At 62.3% G+C, this 17921-nt stretch carries 13 protein-coding genes and 2 pseudogenes; 13 read left to right on the forward strand and 2 right to left on the reverse strand.

Going from position 1 to position 17921, the window contains the following annotated elements; genetic code table 11:
- Window positions 1-198: 198 nt before the first annotated feature.
- From P0D89_RS23310 to P0D89_RS23345, 8 genes are all read left to right on the forward strand, one after another.
- Complete coding sequence (locus P0D89_RS23310) at window positions 199-1614, forward strand: mannose-1-phosphate guanylyltransferase/mannose-6-phosphate isomerase (RefSeq protein ID WP_408377249.1); 1416 nt, start codon at window positions 199-201, stop codon at window positions 1612-1614.
- A gap of 1 nt (window position 1615) precedes the next feature.
- Window positions 1616-2434 (forward strand): ABC transporter permease, encoded by an 819-nt coding sequence (locus P0D89_RS23315; protein ID WP_408377251.1) that lies wholly within the window; start codon window positions 1616-1618, stop codon window positions 2432-2434.
- A gap of 4 nt (window positions 2435-2438) precedes the next feature.
- The gene (locus tag P0D89_RS23320) at window positions 2439-3215 is read left to right on the forward strand and encodes an ABC transporter ATP-binding protein (RefSeq protein ID WP_408377253.1); all 777 of its coding nucleotides are present in this window, start codon (window positions 2439-2441) and stop codon (window positions 3213-3215) included.
- 314 nt (window positions 3216-3529) lie between these two features.
- Entirely contained in the window at window positions 3530-4912 is a 1383-nt protein-coding gene (locus P0D89_RS23325; protein ID WP_408377255.1) for a phenylacetate--CoA ligase family protein, read from the forward strand.
- Window positions 4909-6486 carry a polysaccharide deacetylase family protein gene (locus P0D89_RS23330; RefSeq protein WP_408377257.1) on the forward strand — a complete coding sequence of 526 codons (1578 nt, stop codon included), beginning with the start codon at window positions 4909-4911 and terminating at the stop codon, window positions 6484-6486. Before P0D89_RS23325 ends, P0D89_RS23330 begins: the two co-directional genes overlap by 4 nt.
- A complete protein-coding gene (gene wecB / locus P0D89_RS23335; protein WP_408377259.1) occupies window positions 6486-7607 on the forward strand; it encodes a non-hydrolyzing UDP-N-acetylglucosamine 2-epimerase in 1122 nt (373 codons plus the stop codon). The genes P0D89_RS23330 and wecB overlap by 1 nt, the downstream gene beginning before the upstream one ends.
- Window positions 7600-8847: a glycosyltransferase gene (locus P0D89_RS23340; protein WP_408377261.1), complete on the forward strand. Its 1248-nt coding sequence runs from the start codon at window positions 7600-7602 to the stop codon at window positions 8845-8847. The genes wecB and P0D89_RS23340 overlap by 8 nt, the downstream gene beginning before the upstream one ends.
- A gap of 11 nt (window positions 8848-8858) precedes the next feature.
- Window positions 8859-10010: a glycosyltransferase gene (locus P0D89_RS23345; RefSeq protein ID WP_408377263.1), complete on the forward strand. Its 1152-nt coding sequence runs from the start codon at window positions 8859-8861 to the stop codon at window positions 10008-10010.
- A 151-nt stretch (window positions 10011-10161) separates the two neighbouring features.
- On the opposite strand, the gene P0D89_RS23350 is transcribed toward P0D89_RS23345, so the two are convergent.
- A complete protein-coding gene (locus P0D89_RS23350) occupies window positions 10162-10770 on the reverse strand; it encodes a hypothetical protein (protein ID WP_408377265.1) in 609 nt (202 codons plus the stop codon).
- A gap of 388 nt (window positions 10771-11158) precedes the next feature.
- Window positions 11159-11872: a methyltransferase domain-containing protein gene (locus P0D89_RS23355; RefSeq protein ID WP_408377266.1), complete on the reverse strand. Its 714-nt coding sequence runs from the start codon at window positions 11870-11872 to the stop codon at window positions 11159-11161.
- Between P0D89_RS23355 and P0D89_RS23360 the strand changes: the two are divergent.
- The 5 genes and pseudogenes from P0D89_RS23360 to P0D89_RS23380 form a co-directional block, all read left to right on the forward strand.
- A pseudogene (locus P0D89_RS23360) lies at window positions 11844-12334 on the forward strand (glycosyltransferase); the annotation flags it as partial. The gene P0D89_RS23355 and the pseudogene P0D89_RS23360 overlap by 29 nt on opposite strands.
- A pseudogene (locus P0D89_RS23365) lies at window positions 12331-13467 on the forward strand (glycosyltransferase). The pseudogenes P0D89_RS23360 and P0D89_RS23365, both read left to right, overlap by 4 nt.
- Window positions 13468-13730: 263 nt before the next feature.
- Window positions 13731-14771 (forward strand): glycosyltransferase family 2 protein, encoded by a 1041-nt coding sequence (locus P0D89_RS23370; RefSeq protein ID WP_408377268.1) that lies wholly within the window; start codon window positions 13731-13733, stop codon window positions 14769-14771.
- An 82-nt stretch (window positions 14772-14853) separates the two neighbouring features.
- Window positions 14854-15204, forward strand: coding sequence for a DMT family transporter (locus P0D89_RS23375; protein ID WP_408377270.1), 351 nt, complete (start codon window positions 14854-14856; stop codon window positions 15202-15204).
- A gap of 118 nt (window positions 15205-15322) precedes the next feature.
- Entirely contained in the window at window positions 15323-17836 is a 2514-nt protein-coding gene (locus tag P0D89_RS23380; RefSeq protein ID WP_408377272.1) for a DUF7657 domain-containing protein, read from the forward strand.
- The last annotated feature ends 85 nt before the right edge of the window (window positions 17837-17921 follow it).

Below are 17921 nucleotides of genomic sequence, written 5' to 3' on the forward strand. Positions count from 1 at the left end.
TTAGTGAAAGGGGGCAGGGGTAGAATATCGTTCGACAAGGGAGACTCGCGCCGGCCCGTCAACCGGGTGCGGCGCATAAGCAGTCACGGCACAGTCACGGCGCGCGCAGGGTCACCACCCTGCTGACTTCAACGGGTTGTGCTGACTATATCCACGGTCGGCGTGGCTGCGTAATAAATACGGTACTGAGAGGGCTCTGTGAGTTTGTTACCGATCATCCTATGTGGCGGAGCGGGGTCGAGACTGTGGCCCGTGTCGCGCGAATCGCACCCGAAGCCGTTCATCCGTCTGGCGGACGGCGAGAGCCTGCTGCAGAAAGCCTTCCTGCGCGCGGTGGCGCTGCCCGGCGTAAAGGAAGTGCTGACGGTAACCAACCGCGATCTGTTCTTCAAAACCGAAGACGATTTCCGCGAGGTGAACGCGAAGGGCTGTGCCACTTCGTTCATTCTCGAGCCGTTCGGCCGCAATACGGCGGCGGCGGTTGCCACCGCGGCCTTGCATACGGCCAAAGTGCACGGCGAGCAGACCGTCATGCTGGTGCTCGCCGCCGATCACCTGATCGCGAACCAGGCCGCCTTCGCGGTGGCGGTGGCCGAAGCGCAGAAGCTTGCGCAAGCGGGCAAGGTGGTCACTTTCGGCGTACAGCCGGAGACACCTGAAACCGGCTATGGCTACATCGAGGCGGATGGCGACAAAGTCGTGCGCTTCGTCGAGAAGCCGTCGCTCGAGAAGGCGCGCGAGTATCTCGCGTCAGGCAAGTTCGTGTGGAATTCGGGCATGTTCTGCTTCACCGCGGGGACGATTCTCAAGGAGATGCAGCAGCATTGCCCGGAGATTCTCAGCGCGGCGGCCGAGTGCATGGAGAAATCGCCGTCCGCGGCGGGCAAGGATGGCGCGCAGGTGCGGCTGGAACCGGGCAGCTTCGGCGCGGTGCCGGAAGTCTCTTTCGATTACGCGGTGATGGAGAAGTGCGAGCACGCGGCGGTGGTGCGTTGCGATCTCGGCTGGACCGATGTCGGTTCGTGGACCGCGCTGAGCGACCTGTCGCCGGCCGACGCGAGCGGCAACCGCGTGGAAGGCGAAGCGCTGCTGCTCGATGTGAAGGATTGCTATCTGCGCGCGAGCGGCCGGCTGATCGGCGCGGTGGGCGTCGAGAACCTGATCGTGATCGACACGCCGGACGCGCTGCTCGTCGCGCACAAAGACCGCGCGCAGGACGTGAAGCAGATTTTCGCGGAGCTGAAGGCGCGCGGCCATGAAACCTACAAGGTGCATCGCACGGTGCATCGGCCTTGGGGCACGTACTCGGTGCTCGAAGAAGGCTCGCGCTTCAAGATCAAGCGCATCGTGGTCAAGCCGGGCCAGAGCCTCAGCTTGCAGATGCATCATCACCGCAACGAACACTGGGTGGTGGTGAGCGGCATGGCCAAGGTCGTCAACGGAGAGAAGGAGTTCTTCGTGTCGACCAACGAGTCGACCTATATCCCGGCGGGTCACAAACATCGCCTCGAAAATCCGGGCGTGGTCGAGCTCGTGATGATCGAAGTGCAGAGCGGCGAATATCTGGGCGAAGACGACATCGTTCGCTTTGAAGACATTTACGGACGTACTTGAGATGGATATCAGCTTTACCAACAACACTGAAGACCTGACGCGTCATAACCAGAACGACGACCTGATCGTCGGCATGAAATCGGTGCGGGTCTGGGGCACGCTGGGGTGGCACGACATCCGGCAACGGTACCGCCGTTCGGTAATCGGTCCGTTCTGGTTCACGCTGAGCACCGCCATCATGGTGCTGGTGCTCGGCGCGTTGTATTCGACACTGCTGCATCAGGAAATCTCCGACTATTTGCCGTACCTCGCTGTCGGGCTGGTGGTGTGGGCCTATCTGGCCTCGGTGGCCAACGAGGGATGTACAGCCTTCATAGCCTCGGCATATCTGATCAAGCAGATCCGTCTGCCGATAACGATTCATGTATGCCGGATTGTGTGGCGCAACTTCGTGATCATGCTGCACAGCTTGCCCGTGGTCATCGTGCTATTGCTGGCGTTCGGCAAATGGCCGGGCTGGGAATTCCTGCTGGTGCCGTTCGGCCTGGCGCTGCTGCTGTTGCATGGCGTATGGCTTGGTGCGACGCTCGGCGTGCTCTGCGCGCGTTTTCGCGACATCCCACCGATCGTCACGAATCTGGTCCAGGTGGTGTTCTTCTTCACGCCCGTCATGTGGTCGCCGGAAATCCTGAAGAGCCGTGCATGGGTTGCTGAATACAACCCGCTTTATCACCTGATCGAAACGGTTCGCGCTCCGCTGACCGGCCGCCCGACTCATTGGCAGTCTTGGGCATGGTCGATCGGCCTGTTGATTGTCGGTTTTGCCTTTGCGCAATTCCTGATGAAGCGTTTCCGTAATCGCGTTCCTTACTGGCTTTGATATTGTGAGTTCTTCATCGATTGTCGCTCGTAACATCTCCGTCGAATTTCCGATTTACGAGAACTCGCACCGCTCGCTGAAAAAGGCGGTGCTCAATCTCACGACGGGTGGCCGGATCGGCCAGGATGCTGGCCGCCATGCGATCGTCAAGGCGATCGACGACCTCAGCTTCAGCTTCACCGAAGGTGAACGCATCGGTCTGATCGGCCACAACGGCTCCGGCAAGACGACGCTGCTGCGCACGCTGTCGGGCGTCTACGCGCCGGTGCGCGGCGAGCTGAGGGTACAGGGCAAGATCGCGTCGCTGCTGGACGTGTCGATGGGTCTCGACCCGGACGCCACCGGCTTCGAGAACATCTATCTGCGCGGCATTCTCGACGGCCTGAAGCCGGCGCGCATTCGCAGCAAGATCGACGAGATCGCCGACTTCAGCGAATTGGGCGACTACCTGAATCTGCCGGTGCGCACTTATTCGAGCGGGATGATGCTGCGTCTCGCGTTCGCGATCTCGACCAGCGTCGAAGCCGACATCCTGATCATGGACGAGTGGCTCAGCGTGGGCGACGCGGAGTTCAGCATCAAGGCGGCCGTGCGGCTGGAAAGCCTGGTCGGCAAGGCGGCCTTGCTGGTGGTGGCGTCGCACGATCCGTCGCTGGTGGCGCGCGTGTGCAACCGCAAGATTTCGATGGAGCACGGCCGGATGGTCGGGGACGAACCCGTGAGCCCGCCGGAAAAGAGCGACGCGCCGCTCGTCAGCCACGTCGCGCAGTTGCCGCACTGAGATCGCGGGCGGGTCAGCGGCAGCGGCCGCGAAAGGATGCGCAAAGGCGCGGAACCGACGTGAACCGACGAAGGGTCGCGGTATATGGCCATTGTCCATCGCGCGCGTTCCTCGACGTGTGCCGCGCGCGGCGAATTTTTCCGTTCCCTGGCGAGACTTCGCGGTCTCTACAATCATTTGGCGCGAACGCGCTCGCGAGTCCGTCGCGGCGCGCGCGGCGCAAGCCGGACAGGCGTAACCCAAAGGCGCAACTCGGCGGCACGGCCCCGACACGCAACATAGGCGCGCCACAGGCGCAACAAGGTTCGAATTTCATGCGAGCTAACCACCCATTTCTGCGCTACTCCGAATCCCTGCTCGTGCGTCAACCGTTGCGCACGCTGAAGGGTTTCGCGGGCGGCTATATTGCGTATCCGATCGCGGAGAGCCGCGAAAAACGCAGCGTGCGTCCGAAGATTCAGGAGCTGCGCGACCACTACACACTGCCGATGCCGCATCGCCGCCGCATCGCGCTGGAACGTCTCGCCGGCATGCTCGAATTCGCCGGCGCGAAGGTGCCGTATTACCGCGATCTGTTCCTGGCATTGCAGTTCGATCCGGGCAAGGTCAGGCAGGACCCGCGTTATCTGGATGAACTGCCGTATCTGACCAAGGACATCATCCGCGAGCAGGGGCCGCGCCTGTTGTCGGCGCCGCTCGAAGCGGGCCGCCATCACGTGTGCAAAACCGGCGGCTCGACGGGACTGTCCACCATCATCTATTACGACCAGGAAGGCGCGGACTACTCGTCGGCGGTCACGAACTACTGCCGCGAGCGGATCGGCAAGCTGCGCCATCGTTCGGAATTGCACTTCGCGTGCCGTTTCCCGGATCAGGTGGTGCCCGAGTGGCCGTCGCGCGAAGACTTCAAATGCTTCGCGATGAACCGCAGCAACATCTTCTTCGACCGAATCGACGACCAGGGTCTCGAAGAAATGTGGCGCACGCTCAAGCGCCGCAAGCCGTATCTCGCGCACTCGCATCCGTCGACCATGTACGCGCTCGCCTGCTACGTGCAGCGCAAGTACGGCGGCGGCAAGGCGTTCCAGGTGTTCGAGTCGAGCGGCGAGCTGCTCGAACCGCACGCGCGCGAGATGATCGCGTCGGCGCTGCGCTGCCGGGTGATCGATCGCTACGGTCTCGCCGAACTCGGCGTGATGGCCTACGAACTCGACGGTCACGAAGGCGGCTTCCAGATTCTCGAATCCGAAGGCTGGCCGGAAAGCCGCGTGGCGCAAGACAATCCGGACGGCGCACATGAACTCGTGTTCACGGGCTTCCGCAACAGGCTGATGCCGCTGATCCGTTACGCGACCGGCGACCTCGCGCGCGTGCAGGAAACGGACAAGGGCTTCTTCCTGACCGACGTGGTCGGACGGATTCACGACGTCGTGCCGATCAACGGCGTCGCGCACCCGACGCACCACATTCAGGACATGCTGGACCATCGCGTCGGCGGGATTCAGGAGTTTCAGATCGACCTGCGCACCACGCCGCCGACCTTGCGGATCGTGCTCGAACCATCGGCCAATGCGGAAGAGACGACAGCCAAGCTGCGTCACTTCTGGCAGGACGCATTCACGATCGCCTACGTCGGTCACGACGATTTCGTGCGCGTCGGCAGCCGGGCCAAGTTCCGCCACGTGGTGACCGCATGATCGGCGTGCTGTTTCCTGACCCGGCGGCCGAAGCCGGCCGGTACGTGCTGGCGGCCATGCGGCGCTCGGTCAGCGCGAGCCAGGCGCAAGCGATCTCGCGCGGCACGTTGCGCGATTTCGCGCCGGACATGCTGGTCGCCGTCGACACGCCCGATGGCTGGAGCGCGGACCTGATCGCGTGGTTGATCGCGCGGCCCCGCAAGCTGGTGGTCTTCGGCCACATGCCGCTCGCGCTCGCGGACTATCTGCGCTACGAGGCGGCGGACTTGCCGGCCGGGCTGGCGGCTGCGAGCCGCAGCGCGCCGGCGCCGTCGGGCGAAGCGCGCGAAAGCGCGGCGGCGGTGCGCTATGGCGCGCTGGCGCAGACGCTGCGCGGCCAGCAGTGGCATCGTCCGTTCGAGCGCTTCGACTTCACCGACGAGTGGAACAACCTCGGCTATGGCGCGATCCGCTGCGACGGCTCGATCTGGTCGGTCGGGCAAGCGGTTCAGGTGCCGGCCGTTGCGGAACTGGCGGCGGTCGTCGTGAACGGCGAGCGGCAGTTTTCGTATGCCGCGCTGTGGGACGTGGGCGCGTCGAGCGTGTTGTGGTTCAACCGCGCGACCGGTCCGTGCGATTCGTTCGAATGGCGCATGGTCGAGCAATTCGTGTCGGGCCACCGGCCGGACACGCTGCCGTGTCAGCCGGTGTTGAGCGAACTGCCGTGGGGTTACGACGCGGCGGTCACATCGCGGCTCGACTGCGACGAGGACGTCGAATCGGCGCGGCCGCTGTGGCAAGCCTACCAGCGCCTCGGCGTGCCTTTTACGCTGGCGGTCCACACGCAGAATCTGACGCGCGTGGAACAGCACGGCATTCTTCGCGAGCTGCTGGCCGACCGGCAACAGGGCGCGGTGCTGTCGCACACGGCCACGCATGCGCCGAACTGGGGTGGCAGCTATGACAACGCGTTCGCGGAAGGGCGTCAATCGGCGGAGTTGCTCGAAGCGGTGACGGGCGTTGCGGTGCGTTACGCGGTGTCGCCGTTTCATCAGTCGCCGCCGTACGCGATGCAAGGCCTTGCCGACGGCGGCTATGAAGGCTGCATCGGTGGGATCATCCGCAACGATCCGGAGTTTCTGACGGGTCGCGGCGGCGCGCTCGCGGGCTTGCCGGCAGGCTTTGTCGGCCATAGCCAGCAGTGCATGCTGCACGGCGACTGCATGCTCAAGGAAGGCGATCCGCTCGCCGTTTTCAAGCAGGCCTTCGACTACGCATACGCGACCAACACGCTGTTCGGCTATCTCGACCATCCGTTCTCCGAGCGCTACGCATACGGCTGGCAGGACGAGGCAGCGCGGATCGATGCGCACGAACAGTTCATCGCTCACATCAGGAGCAAGGCGCGCAAGCCGCTCTTCCTGCATGAAGAGGCCGCGCTCGATTTCCTCAGGTTCAGGTCGCTCACACAGATCGTCGAGGTGGATGGCGTGTTTCGCGTCGTTACGCCGTCCAATGAAAAAACGCTGCCCCTGACGCTCGGCGTCGAGTACCGGGGCGCCCACATGCAGGTCGAGGCGGGGAAAGCACTGTAATGAAAGTCATGGTGGTGATGGGCACGCGGCCCGAAGTGATCAAGCTGGCGCCGGTCGTGCGAGCCTTGCGCGGCGAATTCGACACGATCGTCTGCGCGAGCGGGCAGCACAAGGACATGGCCGCGCAGGCGCTCGAATTCTTCGGCATCGAACCGGACATCACGCTCGACACGATGAGCCCAGGGCAGTCGCTGAACGCGTTGTCGTCGCGTCTTCTGGCCGCGCTCGATCGCGCGCTGGACGAAGTGCGTCCCGATTGGGTGATCGTGCAAGGCGATACGACGACGGCCTTTTGCGCGGGCTTCGCGGCGTTTCATCGCGGTATCCGCGTGGGCCACGTCGAAGCGGGACTGCGCACCGGCGACCTCGCGAGTCCGTTCCCCGAGGAAGCGAACCGCAGTCTGCTGAGCCGCATCGCCACGCGGCATTTCGCGCCCACTGAACTCGCGCGGCGCAATCTGCTCGGCGAAGGCGTGCCAGCGGACAAGGTCGTCGTGACCGGCAATACCGTGGTAGACGCGATCGCAGCGGTGCGCGCAAGCTGGCAAGCGACGCCGCCGCGCAGTCCGCTGCCCGAATGGCGCGGCGCGCAGCGGGAGCACATTCTCGTCACCTGCCATCGGCGCGAGAATTTCGGCGACGTGCTGCAGGACATCTGCCGGGTGCTGCGCGATTTGTGCCAGCGCTACAGCGATTACCGCTGGGTGTTTCCGGTGCATCTGAATCCGTCCGTGCGGGCGCCCGTGCATCGCGATCTGGACGGCATTGCGAACCTCGCGTTGATCGAGCCGGTCGACTATCCGACCAGCCTGCATCTGATCAGCGGCAGCGCGGTCGTGGTCAGCGACTCCGGCGGCATTCAGGAAGAAGCGCCGACTTTCGGCGTCCCGGTGGTCGTGATGCGCAATCACACCGAACGACGCGAAGGCGTCGACGCCGGCTTCGCGACGCTGGCCGGCCAGGCCGCGGCGAATATCGAAAGCGCGGTGTGCGGCTGGCTCGACGATCCGGCGCGCCGTGCCGCGCTGCGCAATCGCGCGAATCCGTATGGCGACGGGCTGGCTGCGCAGCGGATCGTCGCGAGTCTGCAGGGGCGACCGGTCGAGGTGTTCATTGGTTGACGGCAAGGACACCGCGTTGGCCGCCCAGGATTGCGTGCTGTTTTCCACCGCCGATTGGGACGAACCGTACTGGACCAACAAGCAGCACACGGCGAGCATTCTGGCCGCGCGCGGCTGGCGCATCCTGTATGTGGAGAGTGTCGGCTTTCGTTCGCCGAAGGTCGGCAGCGGCCGCGATTGGGCGCGTCTGTGGCGCCGTTTGTGGCGCGGCGTGCAGTCGCTCGTGCACGGGCCGCTGCTGCGCGCGGAAAACGTCTGGGTGCTGTCGCCGCTGATGGTGCCGGCCGGCCATCACCTGCCGTTCGTGAGCGCGCTGAACCAGGCGTTGCTGCGCTTTTCCGTGAACCGTTTCGCGAGGGCGCGGCGCTTTAAGAAGCCGGTGGTCTGGACGTATCACCCATACATGCTCGATGCGATCGGGACGCTGCCGCGCGGCCCGCTCGTGTATCACTGCGTCGATGATATCGCGGAGATTCCGGGCGTCGACGTGGCGGCGTTCCGCAGTGCGCAGCAGGCGCTGCTCGGCCGTTGCGAGGCGGTGTTCACCACCGCGATGTCGCTGAAGGAAACCTGCTTGCCGTTCAACCGCAACACGCATTTCTTCGGCAACGTGGTGGACGACGCGCATTTCGGCGAAGCGCGCGCCGAAGGTCCGGTACCGGCCGAGCTTGCAGCGATCCCTGAGCCGAGGCTCGTGTATCACGGCGTGCTGTCGGACTTCAAGGTCGACTTTCCGCTGCTGCTGCAAACGGCGCAGGCGCGGCCGCACTGGCAGTGGGTGATCATCGGCGAAGAGCGCGAAGGGCAGCGCAGCGCGATGCTCGCGCAACTGGCGCGCTTGCCGAATGTGCATCTGCTCGGCTATCGCCCTTATCAGATATTGCCGCAGTATCTGCGCGGCATGCAGGTCGGCGTTCTGCCGACGCTGCTGAACGACTATACCCGCTCGATGTTCCCGATGAAGTTCTACGAATACCTCGCGGCCGGCTTGCCGGTCGTGTCGACCCCGCTCGATTTCGCGAAGGAGCCGCGCGCGGGTCTCGAAGTGGGCGGCGACCTCGACGCGTTCGTCGCGGCCATCGACAAGCAGTTGGCGCGCGGCAAGCTGAGCGCGGACGAGGCGCGCGCGGTCGTCGGCGAGAACACGTGGGAAGCGCGGCTCGACAAGATGCTGGCCATCACGTTCAGTGGCCGTGCCGTGAGCAACGGCAGTCCGGCTTCGCTGGACGCGGCCGCATGAGTGGCGACGGCATGAAAGTTCTCCACATCTATCGCACGTATTTCCCCGACCCGCCTGGTGGCCTACAGGAAGCGATCCGGCAGATCAGCCTGTCCACACGCGCGTGCGGCGTCGATCCGCGCATTTTCACGTTGTCGCCCAATCCGGTGCCGCGCGACATCTGGTTTCCCGAGGGCGTCGTCACGCGCTCGCGCTCATGGGCCGCGCCGGCATCGTGCGATCTCGGCGGCTTCGAATCGCTGCGCCAATACCGCGCGCAGGCCGAACAGGCCGACGTGCTGCATTTCCACTTTCCGTGGCCGTTCGCGGACGTGCTGCATCTGCTGGGGCGCGTGAAGAAGCCCGCGGTGATGACTTACCACTCCGACGTGGTGCGCCAGCGGGCGCTCGGCTATGTGTACGGACCGTTGATGCGCTCGACGCTGCGCTCGATGTCGGCCGTTGTCGCGACTTCGGCCGTGTACGCGCAGAGCAGCGCGGTGCTGACCAGCGTCGTCGACCCGCAGCGGCTGAAGGCGATTCCGCTCGGCATCATCGACTATCGCGACGATCCGCAACTGGGCCGCTTTGCGCCGCAATGTCTCGACCGTCTCAAGCTCGGTACCGAGCCCTACGTGCTGGCGCTGGGCGTGCTGCGGTACTACAAGGGGCTGCACACGTTGATCGAGGGGGCGCCGTCGATTCCTTGCAAGATCGTGATCGCCGGTTCCGGGCCGGAGATTGAGCGGCTGTCCGAACTGGCGAAGCAGGTGGGCGCGTCGAACGTGGTGTTCGCGGGCCAGGTGTCGCACGAGGAGAAGGTCGCGCTACTGAGCGGCTGCCGCGCGCTGGTGATGCCGTCGCACTTGCGCTCGGAGGCGTTCGGGATGGTGCTCGTCGAAGCGGAAATGTTCGGCAAGCCGGTGGTCTGCTGCGAGATGGGTTCCGGCACCTCGTATGTGAACGAGCATGGGGTGACCGGCTTCGTCGTGCCGCCGGAGTCCCCAGTGGAGTTCGCGGCGGCGGTCAATGAACTGGTGCGCGACGAGGCGCTTGCGGCGCGCATGGGTGTGGCCGCGCGTGAACGGTATGAGCGGCTCTTTTCCGGGCCGGCGTTGGGGAATGCGTATAAGGCGCTCTATCAGGACGTGCTGAACAGGACGGCTACATCAGGGAAAAATTAGCCGCATACCCCGGTCCTGGCTGGCAGCTCGATCATCGCCGAAAATCCGGTCCTGGGATTTGCCTGCTTACGCTCTATCAGGCCACCCAAAACCATATGGGAGATACCGATCGAATGCGGTGCACTTCCCAGCGTAATTCCAAAATCGAATTCTATGGCTCGGTGACGAATGTCACTTGGTCTTTCTTGAAGAAATGGGCGATCCACTTTGCGAGCGCCGGACCTTCAGTTGCCTTGGTGTAGGTTCCGTCAGGTACAGAAAAGCCGCCGACAATCTTGCCCAGCGGTCGCTGTACGTAAACCATCGAACTGCCGGGAGCCATGCCAGCATTCCAGTTGGCGATCTTCGCGTCCTGGATCCGGCGATAGTTGCCGTAGTCGCTTGCAATGTCAGGCACAGCAATGACTGTCGGGATGAGCACCGCAAAGAGCAGGAAGAACACATATCTTGTCCTGAGTCCGCCGTGCTCGGTCTTTCCTTGCGCGCAGGCACCCAAAGCCGCTCCCGAGGATGCAAGTCCGATAAAGATGAAACATTGGCGCATCGTGTCGTGTCGCTCGCAACATGCGACTCCGAATTGATAGAACGCCGCGCCAAGCGTCATGAACGAAGTCAGAAAATAGGCGAATGAGAGTATTCCTGGCCAAAGAGGATTGCGGGCCGAACCCTTGGCAGAGAGGACAAATCTGGTGATGCCAAAAAACGCGAGCAGGAACAGAACCTTGATTAAGCCAGCGATAATAATGCTTTGCGCATTCAAATTCGGGGCTATCTACGCTGCTATCCGCCGGTCTGGGCAGCTTTTCAATGCGCGTAGGAGTGTCTCCGTAGGCGGGTGGATCTAAACCGCACGTTGGGCCCCTTGCCGGGGATGGGGGCTGATCTTCCGTTGAATGTCGTGGCTCACACTCGAACGAGTCCGGGGCCTGCAGATGATCCTTGCTGATCCAAATGCCTGCGGCGCATTCGGTATCAAGATCGTGGCGCTGTATCAGCGGAACATTTTCCGGTAGTCATGCATTGCCCGAGCCGCGCCTTGCGGATGATCGCGCGGATTAGTCGTGTCCGACCGCGAATCGCAATGCCCGCCTGGTTTTCCAGAACGGGCGTCCGGGAGCATCGTCGTGGGCTTCCACTTCCATTCGCCGTCAACTGCTCACAATGTGAGATTTGTCGTTGGACGGCTTGGGCGAAATGAAGAACTCCATATCATTGCGTGCGGTGTCGAAGAAGTTGCCGCAGGCAAGGTCGATCAGGTCGAGCTCCGCCATTTCGCGGGACAGAGGCGCAAACGAGCGGGGAGAAAACACCCAGCAGTGCATGTCGTGATAGGCGCTATTTTCCAGGCAGTCTCGCGCCAGATCCAATGCGGTTTCGAGGTTGTGGTGCCGCTCGGTCGCGAACGGGTCGAGCGGCGCCTTCCAGGCCGACACGCAATCCACCCTGGCGACGTTGATGCAATAGTCGATCAGGATCTGTGGCTGGGGAATCCGTGCGCGTATCAGGTTGTTGTACAGGATCGAAGCGATGTGCGTCTCTTCACGGAAATAATCGAAAGTGAAGCGTTTGTCGGGGACGATCAAACGTACTTCGCCGCCGGGATTCAGGACGGAACGCAGCTCGTTCAACCACGCTACGACATCCGGTACATGCTCTTTTACATGCGACGCGACCACGTTGTCGACCCGCTTTCCTCCCAGCGCTTGCTCGAGCGTGGCGGCGCCCCACACGGCGTCCACGTCGACAATTTCATCGGCAACGACATGAGCGTCGCCTTGATATTTTTGACGTAGCTGCGCGGCGTCGGTGTGATCGACGTAGATGATTGTCGCTGCGTCGCCGCACTGGCAGTGGGTGATCATCGGCGAAGAGCGCGAAGGGCAGCGCAGCGAGATGCTCGCGCAACTGGCGCGCTTGCCGAATGTGCATCTGCTTGGCTATCGCCCCTACCGGACGCTGCCGCAGTACTTGCGCGGCATGCAGGTCGGCGTGCTGCCGACGCTGCTGAACCACTACACCCGCTCGATGTTCCCGATGAAGTTCTACGAATACCTCGCGGCCGGCTTGCCGGTCGTGTCGACCCCGCTCGATTTTGCGAAGGAGCCGCGCGCGGGTCTCGAAGTGGGCGGCGACCTCGACGCGTTCGTCGCGGCCATCGACAAGCAGTTGGCGCGCGGCAAGCTGAGCGCGGACGAGGCGCGCGCGGCCGTCGGCGAGAACACGTGGGAAGCGCGGCTCGACAAGATGCTGGCCATCATGTTGCGCGCCATGCCGCAGGCGACGGCAGTGCGCAGCCGCAGGGGCGTGCGGAGGCGCGCACGTGAGGGTTGTTCATGTGTACCGCACCTATTTTCCCGACCCGCCGGGCGGCTTGCAGGAAGCGATTCGCCAGATTGCGCTGTCGACGCGCGCGTGCTGGGTCGAGCCACGCATCCTGACGTTGTCGCCGACACCGACGCCAACCGTCGTCGACTATCCCGACGGACGTGTCATCCGCGCGAAGTCGTGTGCGGCGCCGGCGTCATGCGATCTGGGCGGCATGGGCGCGTTGCTGAAATACCGTGAGATGGCCGACTGGGCCGACGTCGTGCATTTCCACTTTCCCTGGCCGTTCGCCGATGTCTTGCATCTGCAGGGCCGCACGAAGAAACCGACGGTGATGACGTATCACTCGGACATCGTGCGGCAGAAGGCCCTGGGCGCCGTCTAAGGGCCGCTGATGGCGCGCACGCTGCGCAGCATGTCGGCGGCGGTGGCGACGTCGCCGGCCAATGCGCGGACCAGCGAGACGCTGATAGCCTACGTGTCGAAGGAACGGCTCAAGACCATTCCACTTGGCATCATCGATTATCGTGACGCGCCGCAGCCGCCGGATGCACAGCGTGACATGACGGGACGGCTCGGCCTTGCCGACGGTGAGCCTTACTTTCTGGCTCTCGGTGTGCTGCGCTACTACAAAGGCCTGCACACCCTGGTCGAAGCCGCGCCTTACATCGATGCGAAAATCGTGATCGCCGGGTCGGGCCCGGAGCGGGAGCGGCTGGCGGCTTTGGCCCAGCAAACCGGCGCGAACAATGTCGTGTTCGCGGGGCAGGTGACGCATGAGAAAAAGGTCGCGCTACTCAAAGGTTGCCGCGCGATGGTGTTGCCGTCGTATTTGCGCTCCGAAGCCTTCGGCATGGTGCTGGTCGAAGCCGCAATGTTTGGTAAGCCGATGGTGTGCTGCGAAGTGGGGTCTTGCACCTCGTACGTGAACGAAGCTGGCGAGACGGGCTTTGTTGTCGTGCCGGAGCAGGTACACGAACTGGCTCGCGCGATGAACACCCTGCTGGGCGACGCCGCGTTGGCCGCGCGCATGGGTCAGACCGCGCGCGCCCGTTATGAAGCATTGTTTTCGGGCGAGGCGTTGGGTCGTGCGTATTGCGCGTTGTATCACGACGTCACGCGTAACCGATAGTTCGCACGACGAGAGGCGCGAGGCGGACCCATGCCCGGCGCCGGCCACTACGCCAGGCAACGTGTATACAATGTGGCGATTCAAGCAATCCGTGCGGCGGCGGGCACGATTGCAGGCGCGCTCGCAGGAGGAATAGCGAGTGAGGAGACCCCGCGCGGCGACGCATGGTTGGGCGTTCCGCGCGTGCCGCCATACGTGCATTTTTGCCGTATCCTCCGCTGATATTTGCGTTGGCGGATCGGCCTGAAAAACAAACGACACACATGAACTCAAGTATCCCGAGCAAGCCTTCATCCATTGCAGTGGTCATCCCGTGCTACAAAGTCCGCCCGCACATTCTCGGCGTGATCGCGAAGATCGGACCCGAAGTTGACCAGATCTATGTGGTGGACGACTGCTGCCCCGAGAACAGCAGCGACTTCGTTGCGGAGAATTGCACGGACCCGCGAGTGCGGATCGTCCGCCATACGGTCAATCAGGGCGTGGGCGGCGCGGTGATGTCAGGCTACACGGCGGCGATTGCCGGCGGCGCGGACGTAATCGTCAAGGTGGATGGGGACGGCCAGATGGACCCCGGTTTGCTGCCGCAATTCGTGATGCCGATCGTCGACGGCTGGGCCGACTACACGAAGGGCAATCGCTTCTACGATCTGACGTATATCACGCGGATGCCGGCAATGCGCCTCATCGGCAACGCTGGCCTGTCGATCATGACCAAGATATCGACTGGCTACTGGACCATTTTCGATCCCACGAATGGGTATACGGCAATCAACGCGCGTGTCGCAGCGCATCTGCCGTTCGACCGCATCAGCCGGCGCTATTTCTTCGAAACTGACATGCTCTTTCGGCTGAACACGCTCCGAGCCGTCGTCGCGGATATTCCGATGGATGCGGTGTACGGCGACGAAAAATCCAACCTGAAAATTACGAACGTTCTGTTCGAGTTCATGGGCAAGCACGCAAAGAATTTCACCAAGCGGATTTTCTATAACTATTTTTTGCGTGACATGACGGCCGCGACGTTCGAACTAGTTATCGGTCTGATTCTGTTAGTTTTTGGCGTGTGCTTCGGCGCTGTTCACTGGATCAGCGCAATCGCGTCTGCGACACCCACGCCGCTCGGCACCATCATGTTGTCGGCCTTGCCAGTGCTGATCGGTTTGCAGTTCCTGCTGGGGTTTCTCAACTTCGACGTCGCCAACGTTCCGTCACGACCCATCAGCAAATTCCTGCCATTCACCAAGGCAGACAAGGACGTGGAGCTTCGCCCGGACAGCGCGAAACTCGAGCGCTCCGAATAATGCAGCGTCTGAGCGTGCCGGACATCGGGTCTCGCGCGCTGACGTGCGTCTTCCCACCACGATTGACTTAAAGCCTACAAGAATGACGCCTCTTCAAACAGTTTGGGCCATCGCCTGTGCCTGCATCATCGCCATCGGTCAAATCGCCTTCAAGAAGGCAGGCATGGAAGTGCAAAGTGCTGGCACCTGGTTTTCTCCGCGTGCGGTGATGACTGTCTTTTTCGCTCTTGCTATCTACGCAATCGCTACGCTGCTTTGGATCAACCTGCTGCGATTCGTGAACCTCAACAAGGCATATTCCTTCATGGCGCTGTGCTTCATCATCGTGCCGATCGCGAGCCATTTCGTGTTCAAGGAAACCATCACGGCCGGTTACGCAGTCGGTACGGCGCTCGTGGTTCTGGGGCTGGTGATCGCGACCCGCTTCGGGTAATAGCTTGCCTTTGTCGACAATGTCCGTGTGGCGGCGAGCCTGTCGCCAGCGCGGGTATTTTCAAAAGTATATCGGGCTGCACTCCCTTGGCGCCATGGAAAATTTCTAGCAGACCAAAATGCAGAAGCTTCTGATAACTTTCTTCCTGTTAGCGGCTTGCGTCGGGTTGACGCCGGCACGTGCGGCGAACGAATCCTCGCAAGCTCCGCGCGCATTTCTTGATAACGTCGAGGTCAACGCGCACACGCGTGCGATCACATTGTCCGGATGGGCCGCATCACCTCACGGCACTTCCGAAAGTCTCAAGCTCCTCGTGTTCGTCGGTGGCGAGCAGATCGCGGTGAACCAGGTTCAACGCTTTGCGCGTCCCGACGTCCCAGCGGCGACTGGCCGACGCGATTGGCTCGAATCCGGATGGACCGCTACCGTTCCGATTCCAGCCACGCTACCGGGAGGCACGCTCAGCCTGCACGTAAAAGTCGACTTCGAGCATGATGGCGAGATCGATTGCTTGCCGACGAACCCGGCGTTTACCTCGCTCGTCATTCATGCGGATACGGAGCGTCATACGGCGACGAAGCTGATCCTGGTCGTAGGTCTGGGCGTGCTCGTGCTGTGCTTTGTGTTCGCGTCCCGCATCAGCCAGATGTTGTCGGCGTGGACGCGGCGCACGATTGCTCCGGCTGCGTCATTGGCGATCGCACTCGTCGCCGGATTTGCCGTCCTCGTGGCACTCGGCGTATCCGGCACGTCGCTAGGTATCACGGACGAAGACATTCCCATCGACGGCATTCAGACCACAGTGCTTGCAGGTCAGAGCCAGAATATCCGAAGCGACGAGTGGCGCGTTCTCACGCCCATGTCGATCGGGCAGACACGCCACGTGCCGCCGTTTCCCGTGGTCAACCGTAACCTCGGCCCGAATGGCCACAACATGCTGATTCCCGGCATGACGTCCGTTCCGGTGCTGGGTATGCCGGCGTTCGGCCGCCCGGCCACGTGGGGTTACTTCATTCTGCCGTTGCCGCAGGCATTGGCATGGCAATGGTGGATGCCCGCTTTCGGCTGCCTTCTCGCGCTCTGGGCCTGCTTCGCGGTGCTGTTTCGCGCGCAATGGCGTCTCGCGTTTTGCCTCTCGCTGTGCTTCGTCATTTCGCCGTATGTGATTGCGTGGTCCTACTGGCCCGCCTATGTGACGATGTTCGCAGCCGCCGCGTTCTCGGCTTTCGTCACGTTGCTGAAAGGCTGCGCGCGATGGCTGAAACCGCTGCTGGCCGTGGTTCTCGGCATCACCGCGTCGGGTTTCGTCCTGACGCTCTATCCGGCATGGCAAGTGCCGCTTGGGTATTTGTTCGTGATGTTGCTGGTGGGCGTTGTGGTTCGTGATCGGAAGTCGATCGACTGGTCGACAGGCAGATTGTGCTGGATTCTTGCCGGCCTGGTGCTCTCCGGTGTCGTGGTGGGTTTCTGGTGGATGGAGGCCAAGGACGCGGTAGCGGCGATGCTCAATACCGTTTATCCGGGCAAGCGTATCGCAGTGCCGGGCGGCACTAACGACCCTTGGTACTTCGCGCGAGGATTTACGAATTTCACGACGCTCTATGCCAATCTCAAGGATGCATCAAATCAAAGCGAGGTTGCGTCGTTCCTTTACCTCACGGTGCCCGCTATTTGCGGCGCAATCGCCAACTGGAAATACCAGCGGAAGAACCGTCCGATCTTCATTGCGCTGATCGCGTTTCTGCTGCTTGCAACCTGGTATCAGTTCATGGGCTTTTCGGTCGGCCTCGCGCAATCGAGTCTATGGGGCCGAACATTCCCAACTCGTGTGGACATTGCAACCGGACTCGCGGCGATTGCGCTGATCGGCACTGCGTTCGCGCGAGACCGGGGCTTAACCGAAGGCGAAACGTCGCCCGGCGAATCGCCCGGCGTAGGCTCGCAGCGGGCCAGGCAGATCGCGGCAATCGTCGTGGCGCTGGCGTGGGCGATGTTCATCTGGATCAGTCTGAAGTCGGCACCCGCGGTCGTTCATGAGCTTCTCAGTCCCGAGGCGCTGCTCGGCTTGCTGGCCGCAGTGACCTGGTGTTCATATCTTCTTGCGGCGCGCTTCGCCACGGCTTTCTTCGTGTCGTTTCTGGCGGTGCTTCTCTTCACGGTGGTTTCCTTCAATCCGTTGGTGGCGCTTTCGGTGCCGTCTGCGGCAAGTGGCCACGCCGTTCGAAACTGTGAAAGCGGGGAAGGCCGCACGCTCGTGATCGGGTCGAATGTTCCGGCGATGACCATGATGGCGTCTGGCTGTCCGGTGCTCAATGGCGTCTGGTATTATCCGCAAATGAAACTGTGGAACGCGCTCGATCCAAAGCGCCAAAACGTATTTTCCTACAACCGCTATCAGCACCTGTTCTTTAAACTGGCTGATCTGAAGGGCTCCGTTGACCCCGTTGTCACCGTTCCGCAGGGTGACGTCATTAGCGTGACGGTCGACGCGCGGCACTTTGACTTTAGTCGGCTTCCGATCGATTACGTGACCGTGAAGTCGAACGAGGCTTTGGACTTGCCGCTCAATCGAACGCTGAAGCCAGCGCCTTCTCTGACCCAGGACTGGCTCAGATTCCAGGTGGTGCGCTAGTTCGGACGAGTAGATGCAGTTCGGAAAGGGCGGCATCACTGAATGATGCCACCAACATCGCTGTTCAAATGACGGAGGTGACCAT

It is taken from the genome of Paraburkholderia sp. RL18-085-BIA-A, from assembly GCF_046027075.1.
Lineage (GTDB): Bacteria > Pseudomonadota > Gammaproteobacteria > Burkholderiales > Burkholderiaceae > Paraburkholderia.